Source organism: Bradyrhizobium sp. AZCC 1693 (assembly GCF_036924745.1).
Lineage (GTDB): Bacteria > Pseudomonadota > Alphaproteobacteria > Rhizobiales > Xanthobacteraceae > Bradyrhizobium.
Map to the genome: position 1 here is coordinate 4,009,098 of NZ_JAZHSD010000001.1, position 13,377 is coordinate 4,022,474.

The 13,377-nt window shown below is 63.7% G+C and carries 13 protein-coding genes and 1 pseudogene; 1 reads left to right on the forward strand and 13 read right to left on the reverse strand.

The annotated features are described in order from the left end of the window. Positions 1-90: 90 nt before the first annotated feature. The 3 genes from rnhA to ispH are packed head-to-tail and all read right to left on the reverse strand — an operon-like array spanning position 91 to position 2,521. Positions 91-555 carry a ribonuclease HI gene (gene rnhA, locus V1293_RS19155; protein ID WP_334511403.1) on the reverse strand — a complete coding sequence of 155 codons (465 nt, stop codon included), beginning with the start codon at positions 553-555 and terminating at the stop codon, positions 91-93. Next, positions 552-1,532, reverse strand: coding sequence for a homoserine kinase (locus V1293_RS19160; protein ID WP_334511404.1), 981 nt, complete (start codon positions 1,530-1,532; stop codon positions 552-554). Before V1293_RS19160 ends, rnhA begins: the two co-directional genes overlap by 4 nt. Before the next feature lie 5 nt (positions 1,533-1,537). Further along, positions 1,538-2,521 carry a 4-hydroxy-3-methylbut-2-enyl diphosphate reductase gene (ispH, locus tag V1293_RS19165; protein ID WP_334511405.1) on the reverse strand — a complete coding sequence of 328 codons (984 nt, stop codon included), beginning with the start codon at positions 2,519-2,521 and terminating at the stop codon, positions 1,538-1,540. Between the two features lie 219 nt (positions 2,522-2,740). On the opposite strand from ispH, the gene V1293_RS19170 reads away from it, so the two are divergent. Further along, positions 2,741-3,436 carry a DUF1013 domain-containing protein gene (locus tag V1293_RS19170; protein ID WP_334511406.1) on the forward strand — a complete coding sequence of 232 codons (696 nt, stop codon included), beginning with the start codon at positions 2,741-2,743 and terminating at the stop codon, positions 3,434-3,436. A 92-nt stretch (positions 3,437-3,528) separates the two neighbouring features. Here V1293_RS19170 and V1293_RS19175 read toward each other — a convergent pair whose 3' ends face one another. The 10 genes and pseudogenes from V1293_RS19175 to V1293_RS19220 form a co-directional block, all read right to left on the reverse strand. After that, positions 3,529-3,789, reverse strand: coding sequence for a SemiSWEET transporter (locus tag V1293_RS19175; protein ID WP_334511407.1), 261 nt, complete (start codon positions 3,787-3,789; stop codon positions 3,529-3,531). A 253-nt stretch (positions 3,790-4,042) separates the two neighbouring features. Beyond that, positions 4,043-4,249, reverse strand: a complete 207-nt coding sequence (locus V1293_RS19180) for a DUF6494 family protein (RefSeq protein WP_334511408.1) — start codon at positions 4,247-4,249, stop codon at positions 4,043-4,045. A gap of 13 nt (positions 4,250-4,262) precedes the next feature. Next, positions 4,263-4,532 (reverse strand): hypothetical protein, encoded by a 270-nt coding sequence (locus tag V1293_RS19185; protein ID WP_334511409.1) that lies wholly within the window; start codon positions 4,530-4,532, stop codon positions 4,263-4,265. Between the two features lie 212 nt (positions 4,533-4,744). Then, positions 4,745-5,440 (reverse strand): nitroreductase, encoded by a 696-nt coding sequence (locus V1293_RS19190; RefSeq protein ID WP_334511410.1) that lies wholly within the window; start codon positions 5,438-5,440, stop codon positions 4,745-4,747. Positions 5,441-5,573: 133 nt separating this feature from the next. Continuing rightward, positions 5,574-6,818, reverse strand: a complete 1,245-nt coding sequence (locus V1293_RS19195; protein ID WP_334511411.1) for an acyl-CoA dehydrogenase — start codon at positions 6,816-6,818, stop codon at positions 5,574-5,576. A gap of 147 nt (positions 6,819-6,965) precedes the next feature. Next, entirely contained in the window at positions 6,966-8,213 is a 1,248-nt protein-coding gene (locus tag V1293_RS19200) for an acyl-CoA dehydrogenase (protein WP_334511412.1), read from the reverse strand. A gap of 157 nt (positions 8,214-8,370) precedes the next feature. After that, positions 8,371-9,498, reverse strand: coding sequence for an acyl-CoA dehydrogenase family protein (locus tag V1293_RS19205; protein ID WP_334511413.1), 1,128 nt, complete (start codon positions 9,496-9,498; stop codon positions 8,371-8,373). Between the two features lie 198 nt (positions 9,499-9,696). Next, a pseudogene (locus V1293_RS19210) lies at positions 9,697-11,570 on the reverse strand (AMP-binding protein). 40 nt (positions 11,571-11,610) lie between these two features. After that, positions 11,611-12,417 carry an enoyl-CoA hydratase/isomerase family protein gene (locus tag V1293_RS19215; protein WP_334511414.1) on the reverse strand — a complete coding sequence of 269 codons (807 nt, stop codon included), beginning with the start codon at positions 12,415-12,417 and terminating at the stop codon, positions 11,611-11,613. Between the two features lie 172 nt (positions 12,418-12,589). Beyond that, positions 12,590-13,348: an SDR family NAD(P)-dependent oxidoreductase gene (locus tag V1293_RS19220; protein WP_334511415.1), complete on the reverse strand. Its 759-nt coding sequence runs from the start codon at positions 13,346-13,348 to the stop codon at positions 12,590-12,592. Positions 13,349-13,377 lie beyond the last annotated feature (29 nt).

Below are 13,377 nucleotides of genomic sequence, written 5' to 3' on the forward strand. Positions count from 1 at the left end.
GGTCTGTGTTTGCGGAGAGAACCCCTCACCCGTCTCGAATAAGCTTCGCTCATTCGATCCACCCTCTCCCACAAGGGGAGAGGGGGAGAGCTACTTCCCCACTCTCTCCTGCAGCCTCGCCATCGCCACGCCTTCGCGCGCCAATTGATCGGCGCGCTCGTTTTCGGCGTGGCCGGCGTGGCCCTTGATCCAGTGCCAGCGCACCTGATGCGGTTTCAGCGCGGCATCGAGCCGCTGCCATAGTTCGACATTCTTGACCGGCTTCCTGTCGGCGGTACGCCAGCCGTTTTTCTTCCAGCCGTGGATCCAGCCGGTGATGCCCTGCCGGACGTACTGGCTGTCGGTGGTGAGGTCGACCACGCACGGCTTCTTCAGCGCTTCCAGCGCCGAGATCGCCGCCATCAGCTCCATGCGGTTGTTGGTGGTGTGGGCCTCGCCGCCCTTCAGTTCCTTCTCTTTGTCGCCGAATCTCAGGATGGCGCCCCACCCGCCGGGGCCGGGATTGCCCGAGCAGGCGCCGTCGGTGAAGACCGTCACGTGAGGGAGTTCGCTCAAGCGACGCATCCTGGCTGGGTCAGGCCGTAATCGCGCACGCTCGCGACATTCTGGTGGAAGCGCAGCTTGCGGACATATTCGAGCGGGTCCTTTGGCTTCACCAGCGCGCCCGGCGGTACGTTGAGAAAATCGACCAGCCGCGTCAGCAGGAAACGCAGCGCCGCGCCGCGCGCCAGCAGCGGCAGCGCCTCCTGCTCGGTATCAGACAATTGGCGCTCGCGGCCGTAGGCATTGAGCAGCGCGCGGGCCTTGGTGACGTTGAAGGAATGATCCGCTTCGAAGCACCATGCGTTCAGGCAGATGGCGGCGTCGTAGGCCAAAATGTCGTTGCAGGAAAACGGGAAGTCGATCAGCCCCGACAGCTTGTCGCCGAGGAAGAACACATTGTCGGGAAACAGATCGGCATGGATGACGCCGGGCGGCAGATCTTTCGGCCAGCACGCGTCGAGGTGATCGAGCTCGCGCGCAATGAAGTCATGCAAGCCGGGCGCGACGCTATCCGCACGCGGCGCGGCGAGATCGAACAGCGGCCGCCAGCCCTCGACCGACAGCGGGTTCTTGCGGAACATCGGGAAGTCACGCCCCGCCAGATGCATTTTCGCAAGCGCTTCGCCCACGCCGGCACAATGCGCGGCGTTGGGCCGCCGCGGCCACACGCCTTCGAGAAAGTTGATGATCGCCGCGGGACGGCCCGCAAGCTCGCTATAGACCTCGCCCTTGCGATTCCTCGCCGGCTGCGGACAACGCACACCGCGCTCGGCCAGATGCGCCATCAGCGACAGGAAGTACGGCAAGTCATCCACCGCCACGCGCTTTTCGTAGAGCGTGAGGATGAACGCGCCCTTGCTGGTATGCAGCAGGAAGTTGGAATTCTCGACGCCCTCGGCGATGCCCTTGTAGGAGAGCAACTCGCCGATGTCGTAACCTTTCAGGAACTCCGCGAGGTCTTCGGCGGCGACGTCGGTGTAAACCGCCATCGCGACTACTCGGCGGCAGCTTCGGGCCGCAGCGAACGCGGCAGCGGGAAGAACTCGTTCTCCTCCGCGGCCGACACCGTCTCCACATGCAATTCGAACCGCTCGGCAAACGCGCCCATGATTTCCTCGACGATCACTTCCGGCGCGGATGCGCCCGCGGTGATGCCGAGGCTCTTGATGCCCTCGAAGCGCGACCAGTCGAGATCCGAGGCACGCTGCGCCAGGATCGCGATCCTGCAGCCCTCGCGCTCGGCAACCTCGCGCAGCCGCTGCGAGTTCGACGAGTTCGGCGCGCCGACCACGATCAGCGCATCGACCACCGGCGCCACCTTCTTCACCGCGAGCTGGCGGTTGGTGGTGGCGTAGCAGATGTCTTCCTTGTGCGGCCCGTTGATGTTCGGAAAGCGCTCCTTCAGGAGCGCGACGATCTCGGCGGTGTCGTCGATCGACAGCGTCGTCTGGGTCACGAAAGCGAGGTTGTTGGGATCCTTCGGCGCAAACGTCTTGGCGTCATCAGCGGTCTCGATCAGCGTCACCGCGCCGGCCGGCAGCTGGCCGAGCGTGCCGACCACCTCGGGGTGGTGGGAATGCCCGATCAGCAGGATTTCGCGGCCACGCTTGAAATGGATCGCGGCCTCGCGGTGCACCTTCGTGACCAGCGGGCAGGTCGCATCCAGCGAGAAGAAATTGCGGGCACGGGCATCGGCCGGAACCGATTTGGGAACCCCATGGGCCGAGAACACCACCGGGGCGTTGGTATTATCAGGGATTTCGGCGAGTTCCTCGACGAAGATCGCGCCCTTGGTCTTCAGGCTGTCGACCACGTAGCGGTTATGCACGATCTCGTGGCGGACATAGACCGGGGCGCCGTAGATGGCGAGCGCCCGCTCCACGGTGTCGATGGCCCGCACCACCCCGGCGCAGAAACCCCGGGGGGAACAAAGCACGATTCTGAGGTCTGGTTTAGCTGGCGTTGACACAGAAGGCATGGGGGCTATCTCGGGGACCGAATCACCCCTTGCCGGCGGGCAGGGAACGGCCAATTCGGATAAGGACTTGGGACTGCTTTCGGGCCCTGTCAAGGCACTTTAGCAGACCATTGCGCCAATACCCCGGGAAGGCGTATATAGCGCCCTAATTCCCGTCATCCCCGATGACCATAGGCTTCGCCTCCAAAAGAGGTGGGCGAGGCACAAAGGAGATTTGCCATGAGCAATGCACCGCTGATGCCAAAAGCGACTGCCGTGTGGCTGGTTGACAATACCGCGCTGACCTTCGACCAGGTGGCCGATTTCACCAAAATGCACCCCCTTGAGGTCCGCGCCATTGCGGACGGCGACGCCGCCCAGGGCATCAAGGGCATGGACCCGATTTCGACCGGCCAATTGAGCCGCGACGAGATCGAAAAGGGTGAAAAGGACCCGAACTACCGCCTCAAGCTCGGCGAGAGCAAGGTTGTGCTGCCGCCGGCCGCCAAGAAGAAGGGCCCGCGCTACACCCCGGTGTCGCGCCGCCACGAGCGGCCGAGCGCGATCCTGTGGCTGGTCCGCAACCACCCGGAATTGAAGGACGCGCAGATCATGCGCCTGGTCGGCACCACCAAGACCACCATCGCCAGCGTCCGCGACCGCACCCATTGGAATGCCTCGACGCTAACCCCGATGGACCCGGTGACGCTCGGCCTGTGCTCGCAGATCGAGCTCGATTTCGAGGTGCAGCGCGCGGCCAAGGAAAAGCCGGTGCCCGCGGCCTACGGCGGCGCGACGCTGCTGCCGGCCTCCGAGACCACCAAGAAGGAGCCGGAATTCGAGCCGAGCGAGAAGCAGCAGGACGATCTCAACGTCGACGCCGTGTTCGCCAAGCTGAAGACGATCGGCGGCAAGAAGCAGGACGACGAGGAGTGAAGGTTATCAGCTACGGCTGATGCCGAACGCGGCGGGGCAACCTGCCGCGTTTTTTGTTTGCGGCGGCCGCCGCGGGGCCGGCTGGCGGTGCGTCAACCGTATTTCAGCTTCATGAACAGGATTCCGCCGGCCAGGACGATCGTAACCGCATTCGCGACGATCAGCGGCGCATCTCCGGCAAGCAGGCCGTACAACAGCCAAAGCAGGATGCCGAGCACCATGACGAGGAACATTCCAAGCGAAATGTCTTCGGTGGAGCGGGTTCTCCAGACTTTCACGAACTGCGGTGCATAAGCGAGGGTCGTGCACGTTGCAGCGGCAAACCCCAGCAGCTTGATTGCAAGTTGTTCCATGCCGCGCTTATAGCATCGATTCGAAGATGGATTTGCGAGGGACGACCGGGCGAGCCGATACGGCTCACGGCTTCTTCAAGTTCGCAGCACCAGGCCCTTGACCTGCTGTCCCTGCAAAAATAGCCGTCATGCCCCGCGAAGGCGGGCATCCAGTACGCCGCGGCCTATCGATTCGAAAACTGATTTCTCTGGAATACTGGATCACCCGCCCCAGTGCGCAATTGCGCACAAGGCGGGCGATGACGGTCGTGTGCTAACCGAGCTCGATCTCGTCGTCGATCTCATGCGAGAGGCTGACGCCGCCGATCGTCAGCACCATCTTCGCCGCCAGCTTCTCATTACCCTTGAGCTTGCCGGCCTCGATGGCGTCGCGCACGGCCTTTTCGATCTCGCGCTGCGAGGTGATGCCGACTTTCTTCAGAAACTTGCGCAGGCTGGCATTGAAGACATCTTCGTTCATGAGGGCCTCCTGATCACGGCCTGGTCGGATTGTTCAGCATCTGCTCGGCGAGATTGCGTTGGGCACGGTCGGCGCGGGCATTGGCATTGCCGCGCTGAACGTCGCGGTTCTTGCGGCAATTGACGTAGTCGTTTGAACCCACGGCGACATTGTTGGCGCGGCAGAATGCGTCGTCGTCTGCGCTGGTGTCGACCATGGTCGGCTGGCCGCGTTCGAGGCAACCGGTGAGCAAGGGGGCTGCCAGCAGCAGCGCGACGAGGTATTTCGCGGGTCCAAATTTCATTGGAGGCCTTCCGTTTTCCGTCTCGTCATTGCCGGGCGCCTGTCCCCGACCTGATCGGGGATGAGCCTGCAATCCATCGAAAAGATGGCAGCCTGCTTTGAAGCCGATGGATGCCCGGGTCAAGCCCGCGGCTTTCAGGTTTAATTTTTGCAGACGAGGCGGATGACGTTGATTCTTTTGTGTTCCAAGCGTTTGGCGACGTTTGTTGCCCGCTAATCCACGAACGTCACGCTATCCGCCACGCTCGCCCGCGAGGTGCGGTAGCTGTTCACCTTGTGGGCGCGGTCGGCAAAGCCGAACGAGATGCCGCAGACCACGCGGCGATCGTCGGGCAGCTTGAAGTGCCGCCGGATCAGCCCGGAATGTCGGGCCAGCGCGGCCTGGGGAATCGTGCCGAGGCCGAGCGCCTGCGCGGCAAGCATGAAATTGGAGACATAGGCGCCGCAATCGACCGCGCCGTAGATGCCGAGCGGCTCGTCGGTATGAATGATCGCAACATGCGGCGCGCCGAAGAAATTGTAATTCTCCAGCGCCTGTTTGGCGTAGGCCATCTTGTCGCCTCTGGCGATACCGAGCGTGTTGTAGAGCTGAAAACCGCTCTCGCGGCGGCGGTCGAGATAGACGCCGAGATATTCGCGCGGCGGCGTGAAATCATGATCGTCCCTGGCGCCGGACGCGGCCTCGGCGTAGATCGCCTCGCGAAATTTTTCCTTGGCCTCGCCGCTCGCGATCAGCACCTGCCAGGGCTGGCTGTTGCACCATGACGCCGTGCGCTGCGCCACCGTGAGAATATGCTCGATCGTCGCGCGCGGCACCTCCTGCGGCAGGAACGCGCGCACGGAATAGCGCTCGTTCAGCAGCTCTTCGAACACGCCAATGCGATCGTCTTGCTTCACGGTAGCGTCCATAGCACAGCTCGCTTTCGTGCCCCGGACGCAGCGCAACGCAACGCGGTGCGCTGCAGAGCCGGGGCCCATCCAGTGTAGGTCCCGGCTCTGCGGAGCAACGCTACGCGTTGCACCGCGTCCGGGACACGAGAGATCATCGTCCCTTGGTCGGGATCTTGTTGAACGGCACGTCCTTGTCGACGCGGATATCGCCGGGCAGGCCCAGCACGCGCTCGGCGATGATGTTGCGCAGGATCTCGTCGGTACCGCCGGCGATACGCATCGACGGTGACGAAAGCAGCATCTGCTGGAACTGGCCGCTCGCCTCTTGCTCGTCAGTGCCGGTGAGCGCGCCGGCCGCGCCCTGCAGATCCATCGCGTAGGTCGCGATATCCTGCAGCATCGAGCCCGAGACCAGCTTGCCGATCGAATTCTCGGGGCCCGGCCGCTCGCCCTTCGACAGCGAGGAGATCGCGCGGTAGCTGGTGTATTTCAGCCCGCTCGCCTTCACCGCCCAGCTCGCAAGCTTCGAGCGCGTCGCGGGATCGTCGATTGCGAGCCCGTCATCCGTCATCAGGTTCGAGCAGAACTCGAACATTTCGGGAAAGCCTGTCGCGAGCCGCGAGCCGATCGACATGCGCTCGTTCATCAGTGTCGTCAGCGAGACGTTCCAGCCGTCGCCGACGGCGCCGAGACGCTGGTGATCGGGAATCACCACGTCAGTGAAATAGACCTCGTTGAACTCCTGCATGCCGTTGGCCTGCTTGATCGGCCGCACCTCGACGCCCCCGCTCTTCATGTCGAGGAAGAACATCGTCAGGCCCTTGTGCTTGGGCACATTGGGATCGGTGCGCGTGATCAGAAGGCCGTAGTCAGAGTAGTGCGCGCCCGAGGTCCAGATTTTCTGGCCGTTGACGATCCAGTTGTCGCCCTTCTTCTCCGCGCGCGTGCGAAGCCCCGCGACGTCGGAGCCGCCGGCCGGCTCGGAGAACAGCTGGCACCAGATATGTTCGCCGGAGGCAAGCTTCGGCAGATAGTGGCGCTTGTGCTCCTCGCTGCCGAACGCCATCACCGTCGGGCCGCACATGCCCTCGCCGATCTGGAACGGCTGCGTCAGCTTGCCATAGACACCCTCTTCCTGCTGCCAGATCACCTTCTCGATCGGCGTCGCGCCGCGGCCGCCATATTCCTTCGGCCAGTGCAGGCAGGCCCAGCCGCCTTCGGCCTTCTTCTTCTGCCAGGCCTTGCCGACGTCGACGATCTCTTCCTTCTCCAGCCGGATCCGGCCGAGCGAGGATTTTGACAGCTCCGCCTCATATTGCTTCGGCGCGTTGGCGTCGATCCATTTGCGGGCGGTAGCGCGGAATTCGGCTTCCTGCGGCGTATCGTCGAAGTTCATGGCGGCTTCTCCTATCTCGGATGCGTTCCCCGGATGCTGCGCAGCACGAAGTGATGCGCTGCTGTTCCGGGGTCTCTCAATTTCGCATTTCTCTGGGTCCCGGCTCTGCGGAGCAGCGTTGCACGCTGCACCGCGTCCGGGACACGATCAATTTCTTCCCTTGGTCGGGATCTTGTTGAACGGCACGTCCTTGTCGACCCGGATATCACCCGGCAAGCCAAGCACGCGCTCGGCAATGATGTTGCGCATGATCTCGTCGGTGCCGCCCTCGACGCGGGTGCCGGGCGCGCGCAACAGCATCGCCTGGAATTTTCCGGCGACCTCGGCATCTTCAGGCCCGCTCAGCACGCCGGCGGCGCCCTGCAGGTCGAGCGCATACATCGCGACTTCCTGGACCATCGATCCCGCGACCAGTTTGCCGATCGAATTCTCCGGTCCCGGCCGCTCGCCCTTCGACAGCGCCGAAATCGCGCGCATGCTGGTGTATCGGAGGCCGCTCGCCTTCACCGCATAGTTCGCAAGCCTGGAGCGGACGCTGTGGTCCTCGATCGCGGGGCCGTCTTCCAGCATCAGGCTGTTGCAGAAGTCGAACAGTTCCGGGAAGCCGGTCGAAACGCCGGCGCCGATCGACATGCGCTCGTTCATCAGCGTGGTCAGCGAGACGTTCCAGCCGTCGTTGACGGCGCCCAGCCGCTGCGAATCCGGAATCTTCACGTCGGTAAAGTAGACCTCGTTGAAGTCGGACTGCCCGCTGGCCTGCTTGATCGGCCGGACCTCGACGCCCGGGCTCTTCATGTCCAGGAAGAACATGGTGAGGCCCTTGTGCTTCGGCACGTTCGGATCGGTGCGCGTCAGCAGGATGCCGTAGTCGGAGTAGTGCGCGCCCGAGGTCCAGATTTTCTGGCCGTTGATGATCCAGTTGTCGCCGTTCTTCTCGGCGCGGGTGCGCAAGCCTGCGACGTCGGAGCCGCCGGCGGGTTCGGAGAACAACTGACACCAGACCTTTTCACCCGAGGCCAGCGGCGGCAGGTACTTTCGCTTCTGCTCCTCGCCGGCGAACGCCATCACGGTCGGCCCGCACATGCCGTGGCCGATGATGAACATGCCGCTAAGTTTGCCGAACGGCCCCTCCTCCTGCTGCCAGATCACGCGCTCGATCGGCGACGATCCGCGGCCACCATATTCCTTGGGCCAATGCAGGCAGGCCCAGCCGGCGTCGGCCTTCTTCTTCTGCCAGGCCTTTGCCACTTCAAGGATGTTGGCGCCCTTCAGCACGGTGCGGCCGAGCGAGGACTTTCGAAGTTCCTCCTCATATTGTTTCGGCGCGTTGGCGGAGATCCACGCTTTGGCTTCAGCGCGGAACGCGGCTTCCTGCGGGGTGTCGTCGAAGTTCATGACCGTGATCCTTCAAATTCTACCGTCGTCCCTGCGAACGCAGGGACCCATAACCACCGGCCTACAAAACTAACCCGGGCTCTTGCATCGTCATCCAATCGAAACTTCCCGGCGTATGGGTCCCCGCGTTCGCGGGGACGACAACGGTGATGTTGCCTCAAGCCGCATTGCGCTGGCGCATGCGGTCGATCAACTGATCTTCCCAATAGGACAGGCTGCCGAGCGTCAGCGCTGACGCGTTGGCGCGGCGGTAGTACATGTGGCAGTCGAACTCCCAGGTAAAACCCATGCCGCCGTGAACCTGGATGTTGTTCTTGGAGCAGTGCTGGAACGCCTGCGTCGCGCTGATGCGCGCAGCAGCTGCGGCTTCCGGCAGTTCCGATGCATTGGTCGAGAGCGCCCAGGCGCCGTAGTAGCAGTTCGAGCGCGCCAGCGTTGCGGAAACATACATGTCGGCGAGGATGTGCTTCACGGCCTGGAACGAGCCGATCGGCCGGCCGAAGGCGATACGGTCCAGCGCATAGTCGCGGCCCATTTCCAGCGCGCGATCGGAGCCGCCGACCTGCTCGAACGCCAGCAGCACGGCGGCGCGGTCGAGCACCTGGGTCAGAATGCTCCAGCCTTCACCCGAGGCACCGAGCGGTTCGGCCTTGGCGTTCTTGAAGGTGAGTTCGGCCTGGCCGCGGGTCGGATCGACATTGGTCAGCGACTTGGCTTCGACGCCGCCGGCCTTCAGGTCGACCAGGAACAGTGAGATATCGGAATCGCGGCCCGTAGAACCGGTGCGCGCGGCAACGACCGCGAAATTGGCGATCGCGCCATCCGGCACCGGCTTCTTCACGCCGTTGAGCGTGCCGCCGGAGGCCTGCAGCTTGATCGCCTTCGGCGACGGATTGCCCTTACCCTCGAACAGCGCCAGCGTGCCGATCGCCTCGCCGCTCGCGATCTTCGGCAGCCATTTCTGCTTCTGCGCGTCGGAGCCTGCCAGCAGGAGCGCTTCGGCAGCGAGATAGACGGTCGACGAAAACGGCACCGGCGCATTCGCGCGGCCCATTTCCTCCGCGATCACGCAGAGTTCGAGATGGCCCGCACCCGCGCCGCCGAACGCTTCCGGGATCGCGACGCCGAGGAAGCCCATTTCGGCGAGTCCCTTCCACAGCTTCTTGTCATACGCCGCCTTGCCGTCGAGCACCTCGCGCACGGCTTTCGGCGGACACTGTTCGGCAAGAAACTTCCTCGCTTCGTCGCGCATCTGTTTCTGGTCGTCGGAGAAATCGAAGTTCATGGCGTGTTACTCGGGTTTTGTGTGAGGTGTATCTCTTTAGTTCGTCGTCCCCGCCTAGTGCGCAATTGCGCACGGGGCGCGGGGACCCATAACCACAGGTCTTTGTGCTTTATCCGGAATTGGCTCCAACCTGACATCGATAGGCCTCGGCGTATGGGTCCCCGCGTTCGCGGGGACGACGTTGGTGGGTTGGTGGCTTCATTGCAGCACAATCACATCATCGCCGGGCTTTGCAGCGTAGAGCTTCTCCACCAGCGCAACGCGGCGTTCGAGGCCGGCGCGCTGGTTGATGTAGCCCTTGTCGGTGAGTTCGTTGCCGTCGATCGAGGGCGGCTCGGCCATCAGCATGGCCCGCGCAATCCGCATGCTGCTGCCGGTGGCGGACGCGTTGTGCGCTTCCAGCCCGCGCTTCAGGCAGGCGATCACCTCGGGATGCCGAACGATATCTTCAAATGCCGCCTCGGGATTGCCTGTTATCTGCCGGCAGGCATGTAAATTGGGCCAGGCCAAAAGCCCGATGAACTCCCTGTCTTGCCCGGCCACCAGCGCATCATGCACCACAGGCGTGGCGGCGGCGATCGCATCGGTGCGCAGCGAGCCGACATGAACGAAGGTGCCGGTCGTGAGCTTGAAATCCTCGACCACGCGGCCGGCGAAAATGATGCCCTGCAGCGGATCGTTTTCATCGACGAACACGCCGGCATCGCCGATGCAATAAAAGCCTTCCTCGTCGAACATCTTCTTCGTCAGATCGGGCTGGCCGAAATAGCCCGGCGTGACGTTGACGCCGCGCAGACGCAGCTCGTATTTCGAGCCGCGCGGCACCAGCTTCAGTTCGACGCCGGGGAATGGCAGGCCGATCAGGCCGACGCGCTCGGTGTCCCAATAGGTGCCGGTCGACGTCGGCGCGGTTTCGGTCGAGCCCCAACCCGTATAGAACACGATGCGCTCGCCGGTGGTCTTCACCGCCAGCGCCTGCATGCGGTCGTAGAGATCGTCCGGCAGCCGCGCGCCGCCATAGGCCATGATGCTCAGGTTCCTGAAGAAGCTGCGGCACAGCGCGTCGTCCTTCTCCATCGCAGCAGCGAGTGCGGCATAGCCGGCCGGCACGTTGGCGTAATAGGTCGGCGAGATTTCGTGCAGGTTACGTAGCGTCTCCTCGAACCGGCCGGGCATCGGCCGGCCGTCGTCGATATAGAGCGTGCCGCCATCGACCAGGATCGGATGGAACGCGGCATTGCCGCCCATAGTGTGATTCCACGGCATCCAGTCGAGCACGGTCGCGAGCGGACCGTTCGGGTCGCGCGGCCGCACCTGCATCATCATCGCCGCATTGGCGCACATCATCTCCTGCGTGTTGATGACGGCCTTCGGCATGCCGGTCGAGCCCGACGTGAACAACAATTTGCCGACGGTCTTCGGCGTGATCTTCGCAATCGACTCCTCGACCGCTCTCGTCACCGGCGTGACCGCGAGATCGGCAAAGGACACGCTCTTGATACCCTCGCCCAGGGCCGCGCGACATGCACAACGGTAACACCGGTCAGGTCGATTGCCCTGAGTGCCTTCTCGAAGGTCGGTCCGTCCTGCACCATCACGACCGCAGGCTTGATCAGGTCGAAGAGGTATTTGAGCTTGAGATGATCCTGGCTCATCAGCGAATAGGCCGGCGACACGGGTGCTGCGGGAGAGCGCGCCTGCATCGCGGCCTGCGTCATCAGCGCATGCTCGATCGAATTGCCGGACAAGATCGCAACGGGACGGCCTTCGCCGAGGCCAAGGTCGAGCAGGCCCTGCGTCAGCCCGTCGACGACGCGCCTGGCTTCACCGTAGGAGACTTTGCGCCATTGCCGGTCCGCGCCGCCGCGTTGCGCCAGCCAGATGCGCTCTGGCGCCTGCTTCGCCCATTTCGCGAGCGACGCCGGAATATGCTTCTCGTAAGGCTGCAACGGAATGCGCGACTTCAGGATGATGACGCCATCAGGACGCCGCTCGACCGCGATGTCCCGCGCCAGCCATTCGATCTTGCGAAAGGCCGGCTTGGTCAACACTGCGGCAGCACTCCCACTCATATTGCGTCTCCCGGAATTCAGCCCTTTGCGGATCTTGTCGTCATCGCCTGATATAGACAGGCTTTCGCTTTTCGAGAAAGGCCCTGATGCCTTCGTTGAATTCTTCCGAGCGGCTGCACAACACCTGATTGCGGTCTTCCATCGCGATCACGGCCTCGATCGAACCGGCATCGACGCTCATGTTGAGGCACTCTTTGGACAGCCTTAAGCCCACCGGCGAAGCCGTCATCATCGCATCGACATAAGGCTCAGCCGCCGCGTCAAGCCCGCCTTCCTCGACGACCTCGGAGACGAGGCCGACCGCGAGCGCCCGTTCTGCGCCGATGAAGCGGCCCGTGAGGATCAGTTCGGACGCGACGGAGACGCCCACCAGCCGCGGCAGGAAATAGGACGTGCCGATGTCGCAGCCGCCGAGACCGAGCTTGATGAAGGCGCAGTTCATCCGTGCGGACTTGGTAGCGATGCGAATATCGGCGGCGAGCGCCAGCGCAAATCCGCCGCCGGCCGCGGCGCCCTGGATCAGCGCGATGATCGGCTGCGGGCAGCGCCGCATCAGCATCACGATGTCGGCAATGCGACGCTGCGAATCCAGCGATTCCGTCACGCCGGGCGGCTCCTGCTGCCCGGCGCGGCGCTTCATTGCGTGCTTGAGGTCTAGGCCAGCGCAGAACGACGCGCCGGCGCCCCTGAGCACGACGACGCGGGTCGAGCGATTGCGCTGCAGGCCTTCGAAGTAGGTGTTGAGGGCATCGATCAGGGAGGGATCGAGCGCGTTAAGGTTGTCCGGGCGATTGAGCGTGACCCAATCGACTCCGTCATGATGTGCGATCAGCAGCGGTTGAGTCACGCGGATCTCCCATCCATCGTCGTCCCGGCCTTGAGCCGGGACCCATAACCACAGGCCTTTGTTGTTGCGCACGGCGTCGGCTACCTTGCCTCACAGAAACGCCGCGGAGTATGGGTCCCCGCTCCCCGTGCGCAATTGCGCACTAGGCGGGGACGACGACGGAGCGCGTCCCTTACCGCGGCGCCATGCGGATGGCGCCGTCGAGACGAATGGTCTCGCCGTTGAGCATCGGATTCTCGACGATGTGAACCGCGAGGTTGCCGTACTCCGAGGCGTCGCCCAGGCGGGCCGGATGCGGCACCTGGGCGCCGAGGCTCTTGCGGGCCTCTTCGTTCAGGCCCATCAAGAGCGGCGTCAGGAACAGGCCGGGCGCGATGGTGTTGACGCGGATCTTGAGGCTGGCAAGATCGCGGGCCGCCGGCAGCGTGAGGCCGACGACGCCGCCCTTCGATGCCGAATAGGCGATCTGGCCGATCTGGCCTTCATAGGCCGCAACGGAAGCGGTGTTGATGGCGACGCCGCGCTCTTCGCCGATCGGCGGAGCGGTAGCGAGGCGCTCGGCGAACAGGCGCAGCACGTTGAAGGTTCCGATCAGGTTGACGTTGATGATGCGCACGAACTTGGCCAGCGGATAGACGCCGTCCTTGCCGACGGTGCGCTGCGATCCGCCGATGCCGGCGCAGTTCATCAGGACGCGCGCAATGCCGTGCGCGGCTTCGGCTTTCGCAATCGCCGCCTTGATCGCCTCTTCGTCGGTGACGTCGGCGTGGAGGGCAACGCCCTTCACCTCAGTGGCGACCTTTTCGGCGTTTTCCTTGTTCTGGTCGATGACGCCGATTTTGGCGCCCTTGGCGGCCATGGCACGGGCGGTCGCGGCGCCGAGGCCGGAGCCACCGCCAGTGATCAGAACGGCAACGTCTTGCAACTGCATGGTAACAACCTTTCCTTGGGAGTTTCTTT

Excerpts from the sequence above, each read along its gene's own strand:
- V1293_RS19160 (WP_334511404.1), bottom strand. The coding sequence starts at position 1,532 with ATGGCGGTTTACACCGACGTCGCCGCCGAAGACCTCGCGGAGTTCCTG.
- ispH (WP_334511405.1), bottom strand. The coding sequence starts at position 2,521 with ATGCCTTCTGTGTCAACGCCAGCTAAACCAGACCTCAGAATCGTGCTT.
- V1293_RS19170 (WP_334511406.1), top strand. The coding sequence starts at position 2,741 with ATGAGCAATGCACCGCTGATGCCAAAAGCGACTGCCGTGTGGCTGGTT.
- V1293_RS19175 (WP_334511407.1), bottom strand. The coding sequence starts at position 3,789 with ATGGAACAACTTGCAATCAAGCTGCTGGGGTTTGCCGCTGCAACGTGC.
- V1293_RS19180 (WP_334511408.1), bottom strand. The coding sequence starts at position 4,249 with ATGAACGAAGATGTCTTCAATGCCAGCCTGCGCAAGTTTCTGAAGAAA.
- V1293_RS19185 (WP_334511409.1), bottom strand. The coding sequence starts at position 4,532 with ATGAAATTTGGACCCGCGAAATACCTCGTCGCGCTGCTGCTGGCAGCC.
- V1293_RS19190 (WP_334511410.1), bottom strand. The coding sequence starts at position 5,440 with ATGGACGCTACCGTGAAGCAAGACGATCGCATTGGCGTGTTCGAAGAG.
- V1293_RS19195 (WP_334511411.1), bottom strand. The coding sequence starts at position 6,818 with ATGAACTTCGACGATACGCCGCAGGAAGCCGAATTCCGCGCTACCGCC.
- V1293_RS19200 (WP_334511412.1), bottom strand. The coding sequence starts at position 8,213 with ATGAACTTCGACGACACCCCGCAGGAAGCCGCGTTCCGCGCTGAAGCC.
- V1293_RS19205 (WP_334511413.1), bottom strand. The coding sequence starts at position 9,498 with ATGAACTTCGATTTCTCCGACGACCAGAAACAGATGCGCGACGAAGCG.
- V1293_RS19220 (WP_334511415.1), bottom strand. The coding sequence starts at position 13,348 with ATGCAGTTGCAAGACGTTGCCGTTCTGATCACTGGCGGTGGCTCCGGC.